At 70.4% G+C, this 18502-nt stretch carries 19 protein-coding genes; 12 read left to right on the forward strand and 7 right to left on the reverse strand.

What is annotated here, in order from left to right:
• Window positions 1-56 precede the first annotated feature (56 nt).
• Window positions 57-638 carry a TetR/AcrR family transcriptional regulator gene (locus tag ACFC0D_RS22980; RefSeq protein ID WP_376438924.1) on the forward strand — a complete coding sequence of 194 codons (582 nt, stop codon included), beginning with the start codon at window positions 57-59 and terminating at the stop codon, window positions 636-638.
• Here the strand turns inward: ACFC0D_RS22980 and ACFC0D_RS22985 are convergent.
• Complete coding sequence (locus ACFC0D_RS22985) at window positions 610-1602, reverse strand: NAD(P)-dependent alcohol dehydrogenase (RefSeq protein WP_376438927.1); 993 nt, start codon at window positions 1600-1602, stop codon at window positions 610-612. The genes ACFC0D_RS22980 and ACFC0D_RS22985 overlap by 29 nt on opposite strands.
• Before the next feature lie 124 nt (window positions 1603-1726).
• Window positions 1727-3031 carry a PucR family transcriptional regulator gene (locus ACFC0D_RS22990; protein ID WP_376438930.1) on the reverse strand — a complete coding sequence of 435 codons (1305 nt, stop codon included), beginning with the start codon at window positions 3029-3031 and terminating at the stop codon, window positions 1727-1729.
• Window positions 3032-3213: 182 nt separating this feature from the next.
• On the opposite strand from ACFC0D_RS22990, the gene ACFC0D_RS22995 reads away from it, so the two are divergent.
• The 4 genes from ACFC0D_RS22995 (at window position 3214) to ACFC0D_RS23010 (ending at window position 7171) form a co-directional block, all read left to right on the forward strand.
• Complete coding sequence (locus tag ACFC0D_RS22995) at window positions 3214-4140, forward strand: proline dehydrogenase family protein (protein WP_376438933.1); 927 nt, start codon at window positions 3214-3216, stop codon at window positions 4138-4140.
• Between the two features lie 30 nt (window positions 4141-4170).
• Window positions 4171-5802, forward strand: a complete 1632-nt coding sequence (gene pruA, locus ACFC0D_RS23000) for an L-glutamate gamma-semialdehyde dehydrogenase (RefSeq protein ID WP_376438936.1) — start codon at window positions 4171-4173, stop codon at window positions 5800-5802.
• Window positions 5803-5926: 124 nt separating this feature from the next.
• A complete protein-coding gene (locus tag ACFC0D_RS23005) occupies window positions 5927-6163 on the forward strand; it encodes a hypothetical protein (protein WP_376438939.1) in 237 nt (78 codons plus the stop codon).
• A gap of 495 nt (window positions 6164-6658) precedes the next feature.
• Entirely contained in the window at window positions 6659-7171 is a 513-nt protein-coding gene (locus tag ACFC0D_RS23010) for a hypothetical protein (protein ID WP_376438942.1), read from the forward strand.
• 160 nt (window positions 7172-7331) lie between these two features.
• Here ACFC0D_RS23010 and ACFC0D_RS23015 read toward each other — a convergent pair whose 3' ends face one another.
• Entirely contained in the window at window positions 7332-8264 is a 933-nt protein-coding gene (locus ACFC0D_RS23015) for an alpha/beta fold hydrolase (protein WP_376438945.1), read from the reverse strand.
• Window positions 8265-8343: 79 nt separating this feature from the next.
• On the opposite strand from ACFC0D_RS23015, the gene ACFC0D_RS23020 reads away from it, so the two are divergent.
• Window positions 8344-8913, forward strand: coding sequence for an aminoglycoside 2'-N-acetyltransferase (locus ACFC0D_RS23020; RefSeq protein WP_376438948.1), 570 nt, complete (start codon window positions 8344-8346; stop codon window positions 8911-8913).
• Between the two features lie 13 nt (window positions 8914-8926).
• Here the strand turns inward: ACFC0D_RS23020 and ACFC0D_RS23025 are convergent, their stop codons facing one another.
• The 3 genes from ACFC0D_RS23025 to ACFC0D_RS23035 all read right to left on the reverse strand — a co-directional run bounded on the left by ACFC0D_RS23025 (window position 8927) and on the right by ACFC0D_RS23035 (window position 11078).
• Window positions 8927-9652 (reverse strand): hypothetical protein, encoded by a 726-nt coding sequence (locus tag ACFC0D_RS23025; protein ID WP_376438951.1) that lies wholly within the window; start codon window positions 9650-9652, stop codon window positions 8927-8929.
• Window positions 9649-9987 (reverse strand): PadR family transcriptional regulator, encoded by a 339-nt coding sequence (locus ACFC0D_RS23030; protein ID WP_376438954.1) that lies wholly within the window; start codon window positions 9985-9987, stop codon window positions 9649-9651. Before ACFC0D_RS23030 ends, ACFC0D_RS23025 begins: the two co-directional genes overlap by 4 nt.
• 83 nt (window positions 9988-10070) lie before the next feature.
• A complete protein-coding gene (locus ACFC0D_RS23035) occupies window positions 10071-11078 on the reverse strand; it encodes a zinc-binding dehydrogenase (protein ID WP_376438957.1) in 1008 nt (335 codons plus the stop codon).
• A gap of 101 nt (window positions 11079-11179) precedes the next feature.
• On the opposite strand from ACFC0D_RS23035, the gene ACFC0D_RS23040 reads away from it, so the two are divergent.
• From ACFC0D_RS23040 to ACFC0D_RS23055, 4 genes are all read left to right on the forward strand, one after another.
• Window positions 11180-12055 carry a LysR family transcriptional regulator gene (locus ACFC0D_RS23040; RefSeq protein WP_376438960.1) on the forward strand — a complete coding sequence of 292 codons (876 nt, stop codon included), beginning with the start codon at window positions 11180-11182 and terminating at the stop codon, window positions 12053-12055.
• Window positions 12056-12264: 209 nt separating this feature from the next.
• Window positions 12265-12399, forward strand: a complete 135-nt coding sequence (locus ACFC0D_RS23045) for a hypothetical protein (protein WP_376438963.1) — start codon at window positions 12265-12267, stop codon at window positions 12397-12399.
• Window positions 12400-12876: 477 nt separating this feature from the next.
• Window positions 12877-13917 carry a 3-isopropylmalate dehydrogenase gene (locus tag ACFC0D_RS23050; protein ID WP_329115547.1) on the forward strand — a complete coding sequence of 347 codons (1041 nt, stop codon included), beginning with the start codon at window positions 12877-12879 and terminating at the stop codon, window positions 13915-13917.
• Window positions 13918-14158: 241 nt separating this feature from the next.
• Window positions 14159-15247: a branched-chain amino acid aminotransferase gene (locus tag ACFC0D_RS23055; protein WP_376438967.1), complete on the forward strand. Its 1089-nt coding sequence runs from the start codon at window positions 14159-14161 to the stop codon at window positions 15245-15247.
• A 194-nt stretch (window positions 15248-15441) separates the two neighbouring features.
• On the opposite strand, the gene ACFC0D_RS23060 is transcribed toward ACFC0D_RS23055, so the two are convergent.
• Window positions 15442-16869, reverse strand: a complete 1428-nt coding sequence (locus ACFC0D_RS23060) for a cytosine permease (protein WP_376438969.1) — start codon at window positions 16867-16869, stop codon at window positions 15442-15444.
• Between the two features lie 153 nt (window positions 16870-17022).
• Here ACFC0D_RS23060 and ureA point away from each other — a divergent pair, with 153 nt between their 5' ends.
• Window positions 17023-17706: an urease subunit gamma gene (gene ureA / locus ACFC0D_RS23065; protein WP_376438972.1), complete on the forward strand. Its 684-nt coding sequence runs from the start codon at window positions 17023-17025 to the stop codon at window positions 17704-17706.
• Window positions 17706-18502 (forward strand): amidohydrolase family protein (locus ACFC0D_RS23070; protein ID WP_376438975.1); only part of this gene is annotated, 797 nt, incomplete at its 3' end. The genes ureA and ACFC0D_RS23070, both read left to right, overlap by 1 nt.

Below are 18502 nucleotides of genomic sequence, written 5' to 3' on the forward strand. Positions count from 1 at the left end.
CGGTGCGCTAGACGGTCGTCTTACACGACCGTCTAGCCGCCGGGTACAGTGCTGTCATGGGACACAAGGAAGACCTGCTCGAAGGCGCCAAGCGCTGCCTCCTGGAGAAGGGCTACGCCCGCACCACGGCCCGCGACATCGTCGCCGCCTCGGGCACCAACCTGGCCTCCATCGGCTACCACTACGGCTCCAAGGAGGCTCTGCTCCAGCAGGCCTTCCTTACGCTGACGGAGGAGTGGGGCAACCAGGTCGGCCCGGCCGGGAGCGGCGAGGAGAAGAAGGCGCTGCCGGCCGACCCGTACCAGCGGTTCCACGACCTCTGGGAGCAGGTCATCGCCGCGGCGGACGCCAGCCGACCGGTCTGGAAGCTCCAGACGGAGATCGTCACCCGCCTCGACGACGACGAGAAGCTCCGCGAGGCCATCAAGGAGCCCCAGCGGGAGGGCCGTCTCGGCATGGCCGAGGGCTTCCTCGGTATCGACGCGGAGGCCGACCCGGAGAAGGCCCGGGTGGCGGGGCTGCTCTGCCAGGCGCTGGTGACCGGCGTGATGATCCAGTGGATGGTGGACCCCGAGACGGCGCCGACCGCCGACGACCTGACCGAAGGGCTCAAGGTCCTGATGGCGGAGGGGAACTGACGACGACCTTCGCACGGGCGTGCTCGATCTCCACGTAACGGATGGCCTCCGGCACCTCGTGGAGCGGATAGGTCCGGTCGATCACCGGTGTGATGCTCCCGTTCTCGGCCAGATCCCGCAGGGCCGCCAGCTTCTCCCTGCCGGGGGAGGCCGAGAGCACGAGCAGCCGTTGGCGTACGAAGCGGGACAGCAGCTGTCCCTTGAGGAGAAGCCCCATCGGCCCGACCACACTGCCCCCTTCGAAGACGCCGCCGCCGGACAGGACGAGCGTCCCGGTGGGGGTCAGGGCGCGTCGGCACTCGGCCAGCGATCGATTGCCCACCAGGTCGAAGAGGAGGTCGTAGCGCTCCGCGCCCGTGGCGAAGTCCTCCTGCGTGTAGTCGACGACACGGTCCGCCCCGAGCGAGCGGACCAGCTCCACGTTCCGCGTACTGCACACACCGGTGACGGCCGCGCCGGAGGCCTTCGCGATCTGGACGGCGAACGTCCCCACACCTCCTGACGCACCGTTGATCAGCACCTTCTGACCCTGCCGCACGCCCCCCAGATCGCGCAGCCCCATGAGGGCGGTGGTGCCGGCCAACGGAATCGCAGCCGCCTGTTCGAACGACAGGTTCGCCGGTCTTCGCTCCACGACGTCCTCGGACGCGCACATGTACTCCGCGAACGCCCCTTCGGCCTCGCCGAACACCTCGTCACCGGGGCGCAGTCGCGTCACCCCCGCTCCCACCGCCTCCACCCGGCCCGCGAAGTCCGTACCGAGGATCTTGGCCTTCGGTCTGCGGACTCCGAGCACCAGACGCGCCAGATACGGATCGCCCCTCATGAGATGCCAGTCGCGCGCGTTGACCGACGCCGCGTGGACCCGTACGAGCACCTCGCGGTCGCCCGGCACCGGCGTCTCGACGTCCTTGAACTCCAGCACGTCCGCCGAGCCGTACCGGTCCTGAACGATTGCCTTCATGCGGCCCTCCCTCATCTACCCACGACGGTAGGGGCCCGGGTGGCCGGGGGATATCGGGGACGCCCCCGAGAACATTCGCACAGACCCCTGAGGAATCCCGGGGGTGGGACAGCCGTCAGGGTGACTACAACTTCGCCGCCTTGAGCGCCATGTGGAGCAGCAGCCGGTCCTCGCCCGCGTCCAGGTCCAGCCCCGTCAGCTGCTCGACCCGCGAGAGCCGGTAGTAGAGGGTCTGGCGATGGATTCCCAGGGCCGCAGCGGTGCGTCCCGCCTGGCCCGCGTTGTCGAGGAACACCTCGGCGGTGCGGGCCAGTTCGACATGGGTGGGGGAGAGCAGGGCCTGCACCGCCGGGTCGGGGGCGGTCCGGGGGAGTGCGGTGAGCAGACGGTACGGGCCGATGGCCGACCACTCGGCGAGTGGGCCGAGCCCCGGCTGGGCCGCGGCCGCCCGGGCGGCCGCCGCGGCCTCATGCCAGGCGGCGTCCAGGTCGGCGAGACCGCGACGCGGGAGCCCGATCCCCGCGACGGCCAGGGCGCCGGCCCCTGAGACGGCCGTCGCCGCGCCGGCCTTCGTCCTGGCCTTCGTACCGGCCGTCGGCCCGGAACCCGCCCCGGCCGTCCCGCCCGCGGCGTCCCGCAGTCGGCCGGGACCCGCCCCGTCCGCAGCGTCCCGCAGCCGCCCGGCCGCCGCCGCGGCCGGCGCGAGATTGTCCGCCGCCCGCAGGCGCACCAGCACCGCGAGCGCCCGTCCGTCCGCGCGCTCCCCGCTCCCGACCGTCGTCCCGGCCGCCGTCGCCGTGGCGTGCCACGGCACCGTGCAGAGCGCCGCCGCGGCCGGGACCGTACGGGCCGAAGGGCTGTCCTCGCCCGGCCACGGGGTCACGGCCACCATCGCGTGCAACCCCTCGGCGTCAGGGCCCAGGGCCGTACGCAGCGCGGCGAGCGCCATGTCGTACTGCCAGCCCCGCTCGGCGGTCAGGGCGGCCCTCAGCTCCCGGGAGAGGTCCGAGCCCGCCCGCTCCTCGTCCGCGAGGAGGCCGCCGATCCGGGCCGCGACCTCCATGGCCGCCGTGAGCTGGGCGGGCGTGGGATGCGGCTCGGCGTCCAGCAGCCAGACGTACCCGAGGACGACGCCCCGATGCCGTACGGGAAGGCAGATCCGGTCCCGGAACACCCCGGCGTCCGGTGCGGCCGGGATGCGGACCGGGCCCGTCGCCCGGGTGATGCCGAAGCCCTCGAACCAGGCGCGTACGGCGGGCGTCGACTTTCTCGTCAGGATCGAGCGGGTGCGGACCGGGTCCATGGCGCTGTCGTCGTCGCTGTCGTGGGCCCCGAAGGCGATCAGCCCGAAATCGCGGTTCTCCAGGGTCGCCGGGGCGCCGAGCAGCGCCGAGATCTCGTCGACCAGTTCTTGGTAGTCGCCCTTCACGGCGCCATTCTCGCACCCTCTCAGACATATGTATGAGATGCCGCCCACGGATGCGTGACAGCTGTCGATGGCAGACGATCGGAGCGATCCTTAGGTTTCACGGTGGTTCTCCGTGCTGTTCCCGGTTCCTTACGAAAGATCGGGTAGGCACCCTTCGTCACCCTGCCCCTCTGGAGGTCCCCGTGCTGGGTCCCGTGATCCTCGCCGCGTCGCGCAGCGACAAGATGCGCCGTTTCGTGTCGGCCGCCCCCGGGACCAAGCAGGTCGTCGACCGGTTCATCGCGGGCGAGACGGTCGAGCACGTCATCCCGATCGTCGAGGACATCACCGGCCGCGGCCTTGAGGCCACCCTCGACGTCGTCGGTGAGGACATCACCACCGTCGAGCAGTCCTACGCCGCCCGTGACGCCTACCTGGAGCTGATCGGACGCCTCAAGGAGCTGGGTCTCGGCGAGCGCGCCGAGATGTCCGTGAAGCTGTCGATGTTCGGACAAGCGCTGGAGGGCGGCCACGAGCTCGCTCTCGCCAACGTCCGCCCCGTCGTCGCGGCCGCCGCCGAGATCGGCACCACGGTCACCCTGGACGCCGAGGACCACACCACCCTCGACTCGATGTTCGCCATCCACGAGGAGCTGCGGAAGGACTTCCCGCAGACCGGCTGCGTCATCCAGGCGTACCTCTTCCGCACCGAGGAGGACGCCCGCCGCCTCGCCGCCAACGGCTCCCGCGTCCGGATCGTGAAGGGCGCCTACAAGGAGCCCGCCGCCGTCGCCATCCAGGACAAGCCCGAGATCGACAAGGCCTACGTCCGGATCATGAAGATCCTGATGGAGGGCGAGGGCTACCCGATGATCGGCTCCCACGACCCGCGCCTGATCTCCATCGGCCAGGAGCTCGCCCGCCGTGCCGGGCGCAAGCTGGACGAGTACGAGTTCCAGATGCTCTACGGCATCCGCAGCGAGGAGCAGAACCGTCTCGCCGCCGAGGGCCACCGGATGCGCGTCTACACGGCCTACGGCACCGACTGGTACGGCTACTTCATGCGCCGCCTCGCGGAGAAGCCGGCCAACCTGCTCTTCTTCGCCCGCTCCATCCTCACCAAGGGCTGAGCCCACCCCTCAAAAGGAGTTACGAGACTCATGGACGCTGTAACCCAGGTCCCCGCTCCGGTCAACGAGCCGGTGCACAGCTACGCCCCCGGTTCCGCCGAGCGCACCCGTCTCGAGGCCAAGCTCAAGGAGCTGGCCGAGAACCCGCGCGACCTCCCGATGACGATCAACGGTGTCAAGCGCATGGGCGGCGGCGAGCGCGTCGACGTCGTGCAGCCGCACAACCACAAGGCCGTCATCGGCACCTTCGCCGGCGCCACCCAGCAGGACGCCCAGGACGCCATCGACGCCGCCCTGGCCGCCGCCCCGGCCTGGCGCGCGATGTCCTTCGACGACCGCGCCGCGATCATCCTGCGCGCCGCCGAGCTGCTGTCCGGTCCGTGGCGCGAGACGCTGGCCGCCTCCACCATGCTCGGCCAGTCGAAGACCGCCCAGCAGGCCGAGATCGACACCCCCTGCGAGCTCGTCGACTTCTGGCGCTTCAACGTGGCCTACGCCCGCCAGATCCTGGCCGAGCAGCCGCCGGCGAACTCCCCGGGTGTGTGGAACCGACTGGACCACCGCCCGCTCGAGGGCTTCGTCTACGCGATCACGCCGTTCAACTTCACGGCCATCGCGGGCAACCTGCCCACCGCCCCCGCCCTCATGGGCAACGTGGTGATCTGGAAGCCGTCCCCGACCCAGACCCACTCCGCCGTGCTCCTCATGGAGCTCCTGGAGGAGGCCGGTCTGCCCAAGGGCGTCATCAACCTGGTGACGGGCGACGGCATCGCCGTCTCCGAGGTGGCCCTGAACCACCCCGATCTGGCCGGCATCCACTTCACCGGCTCGACCAAGACCTTCCAGCACCTGTGGAAGACGGTCGGCAACAACATCGAGTCGTACCGCTCCTACCCGCGGATCGTCGGCGAGACCGGTGGCAAGGACTTCGTCGTCGCCCACCCGAGCGCCGACCGCGCGATCCTGAAGACCGCGCTGACCCGCGGCTCCTTCGAGTTCCAGGGCCAGAAGTGCTCCGCGTCCTCGCGTGCGTACGTCCCGGCCTCCATCTGGAACTCGGGCTTCAAGGAGGAGTTCGCGGCCGAGGTCGACGGCATCAAGATGGGTGACGTCACCGATCTGACGAACTTCATCGGCGCCGTGATCGACGAGCGTTCGTTCGCCAAGAACAAGGCTGCGATCGACCGCGCGAAGGCCGACGAGACCTGCACGATCGTGGCCGGCGGCACCTACGACGACTCGGAGGGCTACTTCGTCCGTCCGACCGTCATCGAGTGCTCCGACCCGGCGAACGAGGTCTTCACGACCGAGTACTTCGGCCCGATCCTCGCGATCCACGTCTACGAGGACGACAAGTACGACGAGATGCTGACCCAGATGGAGTCGGTCTCGGACTACGCGCTGACCGGCTCGGTCATCTCCGGTGACCGCGCCGCCACGGCGTACACGATGGAGAAGCTCCGCTTCGCCGCGGGCAACTTCTACATCAACGACAAGTCGACCGGCGCCGTCGTCGGCCAGCAGCCCTTCGGTGGCGGCCGCGCGTCCGGCACGAACGACAAGGCCGGCGCGCCGCAGAACCTGATGCGCTGGACGCTGACCCGCGCGATCAAGGAGACCCTGGTCCCGCCGACCGAGTACGGCTACCCCCACATGGGCTGACGCCCCCCGCCTCACCGAGGCCCCCTGACACCGCCCCCCTCCTAGGTCCCCCAACCGAGGACGGGGGCGGTTCTCATGGCGTGGGCATACGCTGCTTGGAGGGGGCTTGGTGAGGAGGTACGACATGCCTGGTTCGACGACCCTCGGCCCCGGGCACGGGGTCGACGCGATCGAGCACCTCGACGCGCTGCGGATGATGTCCCTGATGAAGGAGCTGCACCGGCTGCTGACCGTGCAGGGAGCTGACCGGATCACGGACGCGCAGGTCGCGGCCCTGCGTGGGGGCGAGGCCCACGATCGCGAGGCCTTCACCGACTGGGTGGAGCGGGTGGCCCGCGACCTGGAGAAGGCTACGGCCTGAGGGGACGCGCCGCGCGAGGAAGTCGCCGATCAGCCCGGCGACTTCCTCGAACGGGCTGTCGGAGGCGCTGTGTAGGGTGACGTGGATTGACGCCGATCTCAACGGGGGTGGATATGGCGTTCGACGACGAGTGGTCGCAGATCAAGACCGAGACGACCACGATGCGGCTCAACCAGCTCGACGGGGGCGGGGGTGGCGGCGGGGGAACGTCGCAGCCGGACCTGAAGACCGCGCCGGCCGAGAAGAAGGCGGCGGCCAAGGCCATCCACGACATCCTGGAGCCGGAAACGAGGACCGCGGGCGATCACGCCGACGCGTCCACGACCGCTGCGAAGACGGAGTTCGCGGGGTGGCAGACGGCCTCCGCGCTGAAGACCGTCGAGGAGACCTGGACCGGTCAGGTGAAGATGCTGCGTCCTCGACCCCGGTGCCCGACACCGATCCGGGCCGGGACGGCACGCGCAAGGACCCGGACCGCACCAGGGAGGCGAACCGATGACGTGGCCCGCCCGTTCCAGGCGAACGGTCCTCGCGGCGACCCTTGCCGCCGCCGTGCTGCTCACCGGCTCCGGCTGCTCGTCCGGGGCGGACGAGCAGCGCGGGCCGGAGTGGAAGAAGGGCGCCGGAGCGCCCGAGACCGCGGCCTACATGAAGGTCGACGTGCCCGCGGGGGCCACCGAGGTGAAGGGAGCGGTGAAGCTCGTCCCCCAGGACGCGGTCCAGCTGCTGACCTTCGTCACCACGCCGAAGGAGGCCGAGGCCCTCGGGCAGCAGTTCGAGGGGCAGGGTCCGCTGATCGTTCGGCCTGCGCAGAGCGCGCAGCCCACGACCGACCCGTCCTTCGCCCACCTCGGGACCCCCGAACCGGAATCCCTCACCGGTCTGCGCTGGGCCGGCGTCTGTCCGCCCTGCGTCAAGGACAAGCAGCGCACGCACATGCAGTGGATCGAGATCTACCTCCAGAAGCTGGACGCCGACCGCACCCGGGTCTACCTGCGCGCCTGGTGATCGCGACGGCCCGGGCGTGAAGCAGCTGCACCGGCTGCTGACCGTGCAGGGAGCTGACCGGATCACGGACGCGCAGGTCGCGGCCCTGTGTGGGGGAGAGGCCCCGATCGCGAGGCCTTCGCCGACTGCGTGGAGCGGGTGGCCCTTGACCGGGAGAGGGCTACGGCCTGAGGGGGACGCGCCGCGCGAGGAAGTCGCCGATCAGCTCGGCGATCGCCGGTGCGTGGGTCTCCAGGGCGAAGTGGCCCGTCGGGAGCAGGTGGATCTCCGCGTTCGGGAGGTCGCGGCGGAAGGATTCGGCGCCCTTCGGTACGAAGACCTCGTCGCCCTCGCCCCAGACGGCGAGCAGGGGGACCTGGGTCGTGCGGAAGTAGTCGTGGAAGTCGGGGTAGAGCGCGAAGTTGGAGCCGTAGTCGCCGATCAGGTCGAGTTGGATGGCGTCCTGGCCCTCCCGTGCCATCAGGGCTGCGTCGTGGTGCCAGGCGTCCGGGCTGAGCAGGTCGCGGAACTCGGCCGGGACGCCCGTCTCGTACTGCCACTTGATGCCGTCCAGGGAGCGGATGCCGCGCACCGGCTCCTCGGTCTCCGGCGTGCGGTCGGCGATCATCGCGAGGACGGGGGCCCAGGCGTCGGCCCCGAGGCCCTCCTCGTAGGCGTTGCCGTTCTGGGTGACGATCGCGGTGATCCGCTCCGGGTGGGCGAGGGCCAGGCGCAGGCCGATGGGGGCGCCGTAGTCCTGGATGTAGAGGGCGAACCGGTCCAGGCCGAGGGTCTCCGTGAACTCCGCGGTGACAGAGGCCAGTTCGGCGAAGGTGTAGTCGAACTCCTCGGCCGAGGGTGCCGCGCTGCGACCGAAGCCGATGTGGTCCGGGGCGATCAGTCGCAGGGGGTACCTCCCTGCTCGAGCGGAGCCGAGAGTTCGGGGGCCGTCGGCGAGGAGCGGCATCAGGTCGCGGAACATGTGCGAGCTGGTGGGGAAGCCGTGCAGCAGCAGGAGGACCGGGGCGTCCGTGGGGCCCGCCTCCCGGTAGTGGATCTCGTGGCCGCGGACGGTGACGCTGCGGTGGTGGACCGGCTGGACCGGAGACGTCATATCTAACCCCTCAATTCACTCTGACCAGTTGGCAGTGAGAGTGAATCAGTGCTGGGTCTAACCTGTCAATAATCATTTGATGGTTAGCCATGGAGGGGAGGAGACTCGAGGGGTGAACGTGACTGTCGCCGCCACGCATGAACTCGGGCCCGAACGCCTGCGCTTGATCAGGGAGATGCTCGACACCGCCTTCGACGGCGACTTCGGTGACGAGGACTGGGACCACACCCTCGGTGGCATCCATGCCTGGATCGAGGACGCGCGCGGTATCGCCGCACACGGCAGCGTGATCATGCGGCGCGTGCTCCACGACGGGCGTTCGTACCGCATCGGTTACGTCGAGGGCGTGGGTGTGCGCGGCGATCGGCGCCGGCAGGGGCTCGGCGGGCTCGTCATGGGCGAGCTGGAGCGGGTGATCGACGGGGCGTACGCCTTCGGGGCGCTGTCCGCGTCGGACGAGGGGGCCGCGCTCTATCTGGCTCGCGGCTGGCAGCCGTGGAGTGGGCGGATCGAAGTGATCGGCCCCGAGGGGGTCGTCCGCCTTCCGGACGAGGAGGGGTCCACCTATCTGCGCCCGGCGGCCGGCGGAACGCTCCCGGACCCCGCCGCCGCGCTGCTCTTCGACTGGCGCGACGGCGACGTGCTCTGAGCTTTCGGAGCGCTCAGCCCTGGCAGCCCTTGGCCGCGTCCCGCTTCAGGCCGATCAGTGCGCCCGCCGCACCGAACAGCGCGACGAAGGGTGTCGTGTAGGCCGGCATGTCGAAGACGTCGACGAGGGTCACCCCGACCGCGCCGATGACCAGCAGCATCCAGACCGTCAGCAGCACCTTGCCCTTGCGGCTGAGGAAGAGCCACCGGCCGGGCCGCTCGGGCAGCGTGTCGAGAGCCGCGGCCGGCCCTTCGCTCGCCGCCTTCGGGCGCTTGAAGTAGGCGAAGATCATCCACTCCCCGCACATCTCCCAGCCCTCCGGCGTCAGCCGGTCGAGGACCTCGTCGCGCCGCTTCCCGCTGATCAGCTCGCGGCGGTACTCCCAACGCAGGGCGGCGCCGGGTACCCGGCGGCACATGAACCGGCCGAGCGTGTCGAGTCCTTCGACCTCCCAGCCCTGGTCGCCGTGGACCGCGAGCAGCCGCCGGTCGCTGTAGATGTCGGCCGTCCACAGCCAGGTCTCGGCCTGCTCGGCGGGCTCCACCGCCACCGGTGCCGTGCCGCCCAGTCGCGCCGCGAAGTCCGCGGCCGGACCGAACTCGTCCTCCGGTGACGAGTCCGTCTCGGCGAGGTGTCCGCGCAGTTCGGCGACGGTGGAGGCGATCTGCTCCGCCGGAACGCCGGCCTCGCGCAGTGCGGCGGTCAGCGTGTCGAAGTAGGTGCTCGGCTCGGTGTTCATCGTGTTCCCCCGGTGTTCAGCATGGTCTGTACGGTGGTGTGGAAGGTCAGCCACGCCCCGCTCTCCGTGGCGAGGTGGCTCCGGCCCTGCTCGGTGAGCCGGTAGTAGCGGCGCCCCGGACCCCGCTCGGCGGCCCGGAACTCGGCCTCCACCAGCCCGGCTTCCTCCAGCCGGTTCAGTACGGGATAGAGGGTCCCGCCCTTGATCTCCCCGAGCCCCGCCTCGGCGAGCGCCTTGGAGATCTCGTACCCGTAACTCTCGCCCTCTGTGAGGCAGGAGAGGACGAGGAGGTCCAGGACGCCCTTGAGCCAACTTGATCTGCGGTCTGCGGCCATGGCTGTATTTCAGCACTAGCTAGATAGGAATGCAACCTAGCTGGCTTGGCTAGTTGGATCGGATCGCCAGCTGGATCGGAGCGCTAGTTGGATCGGGACACCAGCATCTTCCCGATGTTCTCGCCGCGCAGCATCCCCAGGAACGCGTCCACGATGTGCTCGAAGCCGTCCACGACCGTCACATCCAGCGGCAGCCGCCCGCTGCGCAGATGCGGCACGGCGAAGTCGTACAACTCCTGTTGCGCGTCCGCGTGGTTGCTGACCAGGAAGCCTTCGAGTCGGATGCTCTTCTCCACCAGGTCGAAGAGGTTGCGCGGGGCGGGTGGGGGAGTGGAGAGCGAGTGGTACTGCGCGACGGCCCCGACCCAGGCGATCCGGCCGTGCTCGCGCAGCGCGGCGATCGACGCCTCCAGGTGGTCCCCGCCCACCCCGTCGAGCACCGCGTCCAGGCCTTCCGGTGCCGCCTTCGCGAGCAGTTCGGTGACCGGACCGTCGTGGTAGTCGAAGGCCGCGTCGAAGCCGACCTGTTCGGTGAGGTGCGCGACCTTCCGTGCCGACCCCGCGCTGCCGACGAGCCGTCCGGCGCCCAGGAGTCGGGCGAAACGGCCCGCCGCCGTGCCGACCCCGCCGGCCGCGGCCGAGACGAACAGGTCCTCGCCCGGCTGGAGTCGCGCGATCCGGGTCAGGCCGACATAGGCCGACAGGCCCGTACCGCCGAGCACACTCAGATGTGCGGCGAGGGGAACGCCCTCGAAGTCCGGGACGGGGCGCACCTCGTCCGACCCGACGACGGAGTGGGTGCGCCAGCCCCTGCGGTGCTGGACCAGGTCGCCGGGAGAGAGCGCGGGGGTGCGGGATTCCACGACCCGGCCCAGGGTGCGGCCCTCCATGGGGGAGTCGAGGGTCCAGAGGAAGTCCCCGTCCATCGCCTCGCGGTGGTACGGGTCCACGGACCAGAGGAGGTTCTCGACGAGCGCCGTGCCGGGCGCCGGGTCGGGGACCGGGGCCTCGACGAAGGCGAAGTGGGCAGGGGCGGGGAAGCCGTCCGGGCGGGCGGTCTGCTGGACGGTGATCATGGTCTCGTGCGTCATGGGGGAGACCGTAGGAAGGAATTCCGCAGCGGGGCAGTAGGTTGCTCCGATGGATCGCAGCGATCCATGAAAGTTCCTCATACTCCGAGGTGGGACCCCTGATGACCGACCTCGCGCCGCACGAACTGCGCGTCCTGCTCGCTGTCGGGAGCGAGGGTAGCTTCTCGGCCGCGGCCGTCGTCCTCGGCATGACACAGTCCGCCGTCTCCCACTCGGTGCGGACCAGCGAGCGCAAGCTGGGCGCGGTCCTCTTCGACCGGGGGCGGACCGGGGCCACGCCCACCGTCGCAGGTGAGCAGGCCCTCGGCCATGCCCGGCGGGTGCTGAGGCTCCTGGAGGTGATGGCGGCGGAGGTGCGAGGTGCCGAGACGGGTACGGCCGCCGGGCCGTTGCGGATCGCTGCCTTCCGTAGCGCCGCCCTGCATCTGCTGCCGCGCGCCCTGGAGCGACTGGCCGCCCGCCATCCGGAGATCGCCCCGGAGGTGCGGATCGTACGGGAGGTGGGGCCCGGGACCGCGGGTGAAGTCCTGGAGGGGCGGGCCGACCTCGGCATCGCGACCATCGGGACGACATCGCCCGTGCCGCCGCAGCTCGTCGGGGGCGTGCTGGTCGAGGAGGGATACGCGCTGGTGCACCCGGCCGGTCATGTCGCGCCGCGCTCGCTGCCGTTGGTCGACTGGACGGAGAACTGCACCTCGTACACCCGGGAGTGGTGGGCGGAGCAGGACTGGCTGCCGGCGGCGACCGTCGAGGCCGAGGACGACGGAGCGGTGCTCTCGATGGTGAGCACTGGTTTCGGCATGGCCGTGATGCCGGAACTCTCCCTGATCGGAGCACCGCCCTCCGTGCAGATCACCGATCTCGGTCCGGATCGCCCGACGCGGTCCGTCGGCTATGTCACCACCCCTGAACTGGCGAAATCCCTCGCCGTGCGGGCGCTCATCCGCGAACTGAGGGCCGCACGGCAGTCGCGGTGAGTCGATCGCCGTCTCAGATAGTAGGAAGTCCGAGTAATTGTGGAGACAGATGCGACCGCCTGTCCTAGCTTTGTAGGAGCCGAACGTCTCGCTTCATCAGCGAATGGCGGTCGAGAGCGCGATGCCCCTGTGCAGGCAACCCCTGCGGCGGCGCTCCCCGCCCCTTCCGGCGCCTTCGATCACCACTGATCTCAAGGAGTCGATCCCCCATGGCCGCTGAGACCGCCCGTCGTGTCCGCCACTCCGTCGCCCGCCCCATCGCCGACGACGCCCGCAAGAACGCCGCCGCCGCGCTCCAGCGCGCCCTCGACCGCCGCGACAACGGCGGCTCCACCGGCCACTAGGCGCGGCCCGTCCGAGCGTCGCCTGTCCAGGTAGGCGCGGCCCGTCCGAGCATCGCCTGTCCAGGTAGGCGCAGCCCGTTCAGGCGCCGCCGTCCGAGCGCTGCCCGTCCAGGTACAGCCCGTCCGGGTGCAGCCGCTCGGGTGCAGCCCGCCCGAGTCCGGCCCGCCCCCGCCGAGCCGTGTCCGCATCGCGCCGACACGGCCCAGGGTGTCGGGCCGGCCCGTCAGGCCGTGCGCCGGACCTCGAAGGAGTCGACGTGTTCGCCGCTCTCGGCGATCGCGGACACCTTTCAGGGCCGGCGACACGCCGACCACCGTCACGTACACGGTGCCGTCGCGCGCGACGGCACCGTCGTCCCACCGATCGGTACCGGCCTGGTCGCCTCGCCGAGCCGCCGGTCGAGCCAGGCCAATTCGCGTCCGTCCGCATGATGGACACCGAGTGTCAGACACTGGGACGAGGAGTAGGGTGCCGACATGTCTCACAGCATCAATCTCGCAGTCATTCCCGGCGACGGCATCGGCCAGGAGGTCGTGGCCCAGGGCCTCAAGGTCCTCGCCGCCGCGCTTCCGCAGGACGTGAAGCTGGAGACGAAGGAGTACGACTTCGGCGCCAAGCGCTACCACGCGACCGGTGAGACCCTCACCGACGCGGACGCCGAGGCCCTCAAGCAGCACGACGCCATCCTGCTCGGCGCGATCGGCGACCCGTCGGTCCCGTCCGGAGTGCTGGAGCGCGGCTTCCTGCTGAAGCTCCGCTTCCTCTTCGACCACCACGTCAACCTGCGTCCCTCGAAGCTGCTCCCCGGCGTGTCGACCCCGCTCAAGGGCCAGCCCGAGATCGACTTCATCGTGGTCCGAGAGGGCACCGAGGGCCCGTACACCGGCAACGGCGGCTCGATCCGTACCGGCACCCCGCACGAGGTCGCCACCGAGGTCTCCGTCAACACGGCGTTCGGTGTCGAGCGCGTCGTCCGCGACGCCTTCGCCCGCGCGCAGGCCCGCCCGCGCAAGAAGCTGACGCTGGTCCACAAGAACAACGTCCTGGCGTACGCGGGTCACCTGTGGACCAATGTCTTCAACAAGGTGGCCGAGGAGTTCCCCGAGGTCACCACCGACTACCTGCACGTGGACGCGGCGACGATCTTCCTCGTCACGCAGCCCGAGCGGTTCGACGTGATCGTCACCGACAACCTCTTCGGTGACATCATCACGGATCTCGCCGCGGCCGTCTCCGGCGGCATCGGCGTCGCCGCCTCCGGCAACATCAACCCGAGCGGCGAATTCCCGTCCATGTTCGAGCCCGTCCACGGTTCCGCGCCGGACATCGCGGGCCAGGGCAAGGCCGACCCGACGGCCACCGTTCTCTCCGTCGCGCTCCTGCTGCGCCACCTCGGCCACGAGACCGAGGCCGCCCGCATCGAGGCCGCCGTCGCCGCCGATCTGACCGAGCGCGGCGACTCCGTCCGCACGACGGACGAGATCGGCGACGCGCTCGCCGTACGCGTAGCGAGCTGACCCGTCGACCGACGTCACACAGCCGCCGGGTCGCACAAGCACCCGGCGGCTGTACCTATGCGGCCGTGGGGTGCCACCATCAACTCATGGATCGCATGCACGCCGTTTCCGTGCACCGTCCCCCACGGGCGATAATCGAACGTGGGGCCGCGGCATGCGGGGAAGCTCGGACGTCCTAGCAGAGCACTGATAGCGGCGTGAGCGCGGTCCGTCACACACAACCGGTGAAGGACTAGCACTCATGACGACGCCCACGATCGAGCTCAAGCCCTCCTCCAGCCCGCTGTCGGACACGGAGCGCGAGGCGATCCTGGCCAACCCGGGATTCGGCCGCCACTTCACCGACCACATGGTGACCATCCGGTGGACCGAGGGCCGCGGCTGGCACGACGGCCAGCTGGTGCCGTACGGCCCGCTCTCTCTCGACCCGGCCACGAACGTCCTGCACTACGCGCAGGAGATCTTCGAAGGCCTCAAGGCGTACCGCCGTCCCGACGGGACCGTCGCCACCTTCCGCCCCGACGCCAACGCCCGGCGCTTCCAGGCCTCCGCGCACCGGCTCGCGATGCCCGAGCTGCCCGTCGAGACGTTCATCAAGGCCTGCGACGTCCTCGTCCAGCAGGACAAGGCATGGGTCCCGGCGCACGGCGGCGAGGAGTCCCTCTACCTTCGCCCGTTCATGATCGCGACCGAGGTCGGCCTGGGCGTGCGGCCGGCGAACGAGTACCTCTTCGTCGTCATCGCCTCGCCCGCGGGACCGTACTTCCCCGGCGGCGTGAAGCCCGTCTCCATCTGGCTCTCCGAGGACCGCGTCCGCGCCGTCCCCGGCGGCATGGGTGACGCCAAGACCGGCGGCAACTACGCGGCCTCCCTCCTCGCCCAGGCGGAGGCGGCGCAGAAGGGCTGCGACCAGGTCGCCTACCTCGACGCCGTGGAGCACAAGTGGGTCGAGGAGCTCGGTGGCATGAACCTGTACTTCGTGTACGAGGACCGCATCGTCACCCCGGAGCTGACCGGCTCCCTGCTGGCCGGCATCACCCGTGACTCGCTTCTCCGGCTCGCCGAGGACCTCGGCCACCGGTCCGAGGAGGGGCGGATCTCCATCGACCAGTGGAAGGCCGACACGGAGAACGGCTCGCTCAAGGAGGTCTTCGCCTGCGGCACGGCCGCGGTCATCACCCCGGTCGGCACGGTGAAGTCGGCGCGTGGCGAGTGGCAGCAGTCGGGCGGCCGGCCGGGCGAGGTCACGATGAAGCTCCGCGAGGCGCTTCTCGCCATCCAGACCGGCAAGGCCGAGGACGTCCACGGCTGGACGCACCAGCTGGGTTAAGCCGAACCGTCTGGGTTGGCCGAACCGTCTGGGTTGGCCGAACCGTCTGGGTTGGTCGAACCGCGTACGGCCCCGGGGCGCACCGCCTCGGGGCCGTTCTGCGTTCCGGACGACCGGGAGAGTCGTACGGCCGCGCTCGGGGGAGTCAGGCGGCCGCGCTACCGGGAAGGTCGGACGGCCGCGCTACCGGGACGTCAGACGGCCGCGGCTTCGGTCGCCGTGGTCTCCTCGGTCTCCGTCTTCGGAGCCGTCCCCGGCGTCAGAATCGCGTACACCGCTCCGCCGACCAGACCCGACAGGACGAAACTGCAGTCGATCCCGCCCGTCAGCGCGAGCAGCGGCCCCTCGTACACCGGGGTGGAGACGGACGCGAGCCCCACGGCCGCGCCCAGCGTCCAGGAGACCGTGGCGCGCGGGTGCCAGCCGGCGCGGAACCAGTAGATGCCACCGCGCGCCCGGCGGTTGTAGACCTGGAGGGCCTCCGGGTCGTACGTACCGCGGCACCGTGCGTGGCCGATCAGCGTGATCACCGCCCAGGGTGTGCCGATCGCCGTCAGGAGCAGCACGAAGGACGTCATCGCGGTCTGCGCGTCCGAGGCGAAGTGACCGAGGAAGACGAAGGCGGTGGCCACCGCAGCCACCACCAGCGTGGCCCGCGCCCGGGTGGCGCGCGGCAGGATGGCGTCCAGGTCGAGGCCCATCGAGTACAGCATCAGGCCCGCGTTGCCGACCGAGCCGGCGGTCGCCGCGAGCAGCAGGGGCACCAGGTACCAGACGGGGGACGCCTCGACGAGGGGTCCTGCGTAGTCGGCGCCGCCGCGTGCCGCGAGCGCCGTGTACGTACCGAAGAGCTGAGGTATCAGGAGACCGGCGAGGAGACCCAGACAGGTGGTCCGCCAGACGGTCTTGGAGCTGTGCTTCGCGGGGGAGAGGTAGCGGGTGTAGTCGCCGAGCAGGGTGATGAAGGCGACCGGGCCGCTGAGTCCGGCGGCGACGGCGGAGAGCACCCAGGTGGGCCAGAACGAGCCGAGCAGGTAGGGGGTCTCGGGCACGGCGGCCGTGGTGACGTCGCCCGCGTAGGCGACCAGGCCGAGCGCGAGGAGCAGGGTCATGCCGATCGCGAGCGCCTTGCTGAGCCGGAGCAGCAGCTTGTACCCGTACACCGCGGCGACGACCGTGCAGGCGGCCAGGACCGCGTACACCACCGTGTGCGCGGCGCCACCCGTCGGCAGTCCGATCAGCCGGGCGAGCGTCCCGACGACCACGTCGCCGCCGATCCACAGCGTCAGCGCGGTGTAGCCCAGGGAGAGCAGCAGTCCGACCACCGAGCCGACGAGCCGCCCGCGTACGCCGAAGAAGGCGCCGCTGGAGGTGGAGAGGTTCGTCGCCGTGCGCAGCGAGACGAGCGCGAGCGGGGCGGTCACTGCGACACCGACCACCGTGCCGACGAGCACGGAGGTCACCGAGGCCCACAGCCCGAGGCCGAAGGAGACCGGCAGCCAGCCGAAGACGATCACGCCCAGGCAGAGGTTCGAGCCGAGCAGGATCGACAGGAGGTCCCGCGGTCCGCTGGTGCGTTCCGCTTCGGGGATGGTGTCGACTCCGCGCTGTTCTATCGGCATGGGTACTCCCTGCGGGGAAGAGGGGGTGGGGGGCGGCACATCAAGATGAATTTGAGCGGCGCTCAATGTGACCCATGCCAGTGCACCACGTCAATGCTTGGTTGTGAAGGTTTCTGCGTTTAGAGTGTCACTCAAACAGGAGGTGTTTCTGACGTGCGACTGACCCCCACGGAACGCGACCGACTGCTGCTCTTCGGCGCCGCCGAGCTCGCCCGGGCCCGCCGGGCGCGGGGCCTGCGGCTCAATGTGCCGGAGGCGACCGCGCTCATCGCGGACACCGTCTGCGAGGCGGCTCGCGACGGCCTACGGCTTGCCGAGGCGATCGCCGCGGCCCGGTCCGTGCTCGGCCCGGACGACGTCCTGCCGGGTGTGGCCGATGTCGTCACCGAAGTGCATGTCGAGGCCGTTTTCGACGACGGCTCGCGGCTCGCGGTCGTCTCCGACCCGATCGGCGGCGGACAGCTCGGTGAAGCCGCGCCGGGCGCCCTGCTGCCGGGTCCCGCCGAGGCCGAGCCGTCGCCCGCGCTGACCGTGGGCGTACGCAACACCGCGACGGTTCCGGTCAGCGTCACCTCCCACTTCCACTTCTTCGAGGCGAACCCGCGCCTCGACTTCGACCGGGCCGCCGCCTACGGAATGCGGCTGGCGATCCCCGCCGGAGCGTCGTTCCGCTTCGACGCGGGCGGCGAGGCCGAGGTCGGCCTGGTCCCCATCGGCGGTGCGCGCGTCGCCATCGGCTTCGCGGGCCTGGTCGACGGCCCGCTGGACGCGCCGGGCGCGAAGGAAGAGGCCCTGCGACGCGCCGCGGCCTGCGGCTATCTGGGAGTTGAGGCGTGATGGACCCGTACGAGTACGCATCGGTGCACGGCCCGCGCGCGGGCGACCGGGTCGTCCTGGGCGACTCCGGGCTCGTGGTCCGGGTGGAGTCGGACTCGCAGAAGCCCGGTGACGAGTTCCTGGCCGGCTTCGGCAAGACGGCTCGTGACGGTCTTCATCTGAAGGCCGCCGCCGTCCGCGAGACCTGTGACGTCGTGATCAGCAACGTCCTCGTGATCGACGCCGTTCAGGGCATCCGCAAGGTGTCCATCGGTATTCGCGAGGGCCGGATCCACGCGATCGGGCGGGCCGGGAACCCCGACACCCTCGACGGTGTCGACGTGGTCGTCGGCACCGGTACGTCGATCGTCTCCGGTGAGGGCCTCATCGCCACCGCCGGTGCCGTGGACACCCATGTCCACCTGCTGTCCCCGCGCATCATGGAGGCCTCCCTCGCCTCTGGTGTCACCACCATCATCGGACAGGAGTTCGGTCCTGTCTGGGGGGTTGGCGTCAACTCGCCGTGGGCTCTGAGGCACGCCTTCAATGCCTTCGATGCCTGGCCTGTGAACATCGCTTTCCTGGCGCGTGGTTCGTCGTCGGATGCCGCTCCGTTGGTGGAGGCGTTGGCCGAGGGCGGGGCGTCCGGTTTCAAGGTGCACGAGGACATGGGTGCGCATACGCGTGCTCTGGACACGGCGCTGCGGGTGGCCGAGGAGCATGATGTCCAGGTCGCGTTGCACAGTGACGGTCTGAACGAGTGTCTCTCCGTCGAGGACACGCTGCGGGTTCTGGACGGGCGGACGATCCACGCGTT

It is taken from the genome of Streptomyces sp. NPDC056222 (assembly GCF_042264065.1).
Taxonomy (GTDB): Bacteria; Actinomycetota; Actinomycetes; order Streptomycetales; family Streptomycetaceae; genus Streptomyces.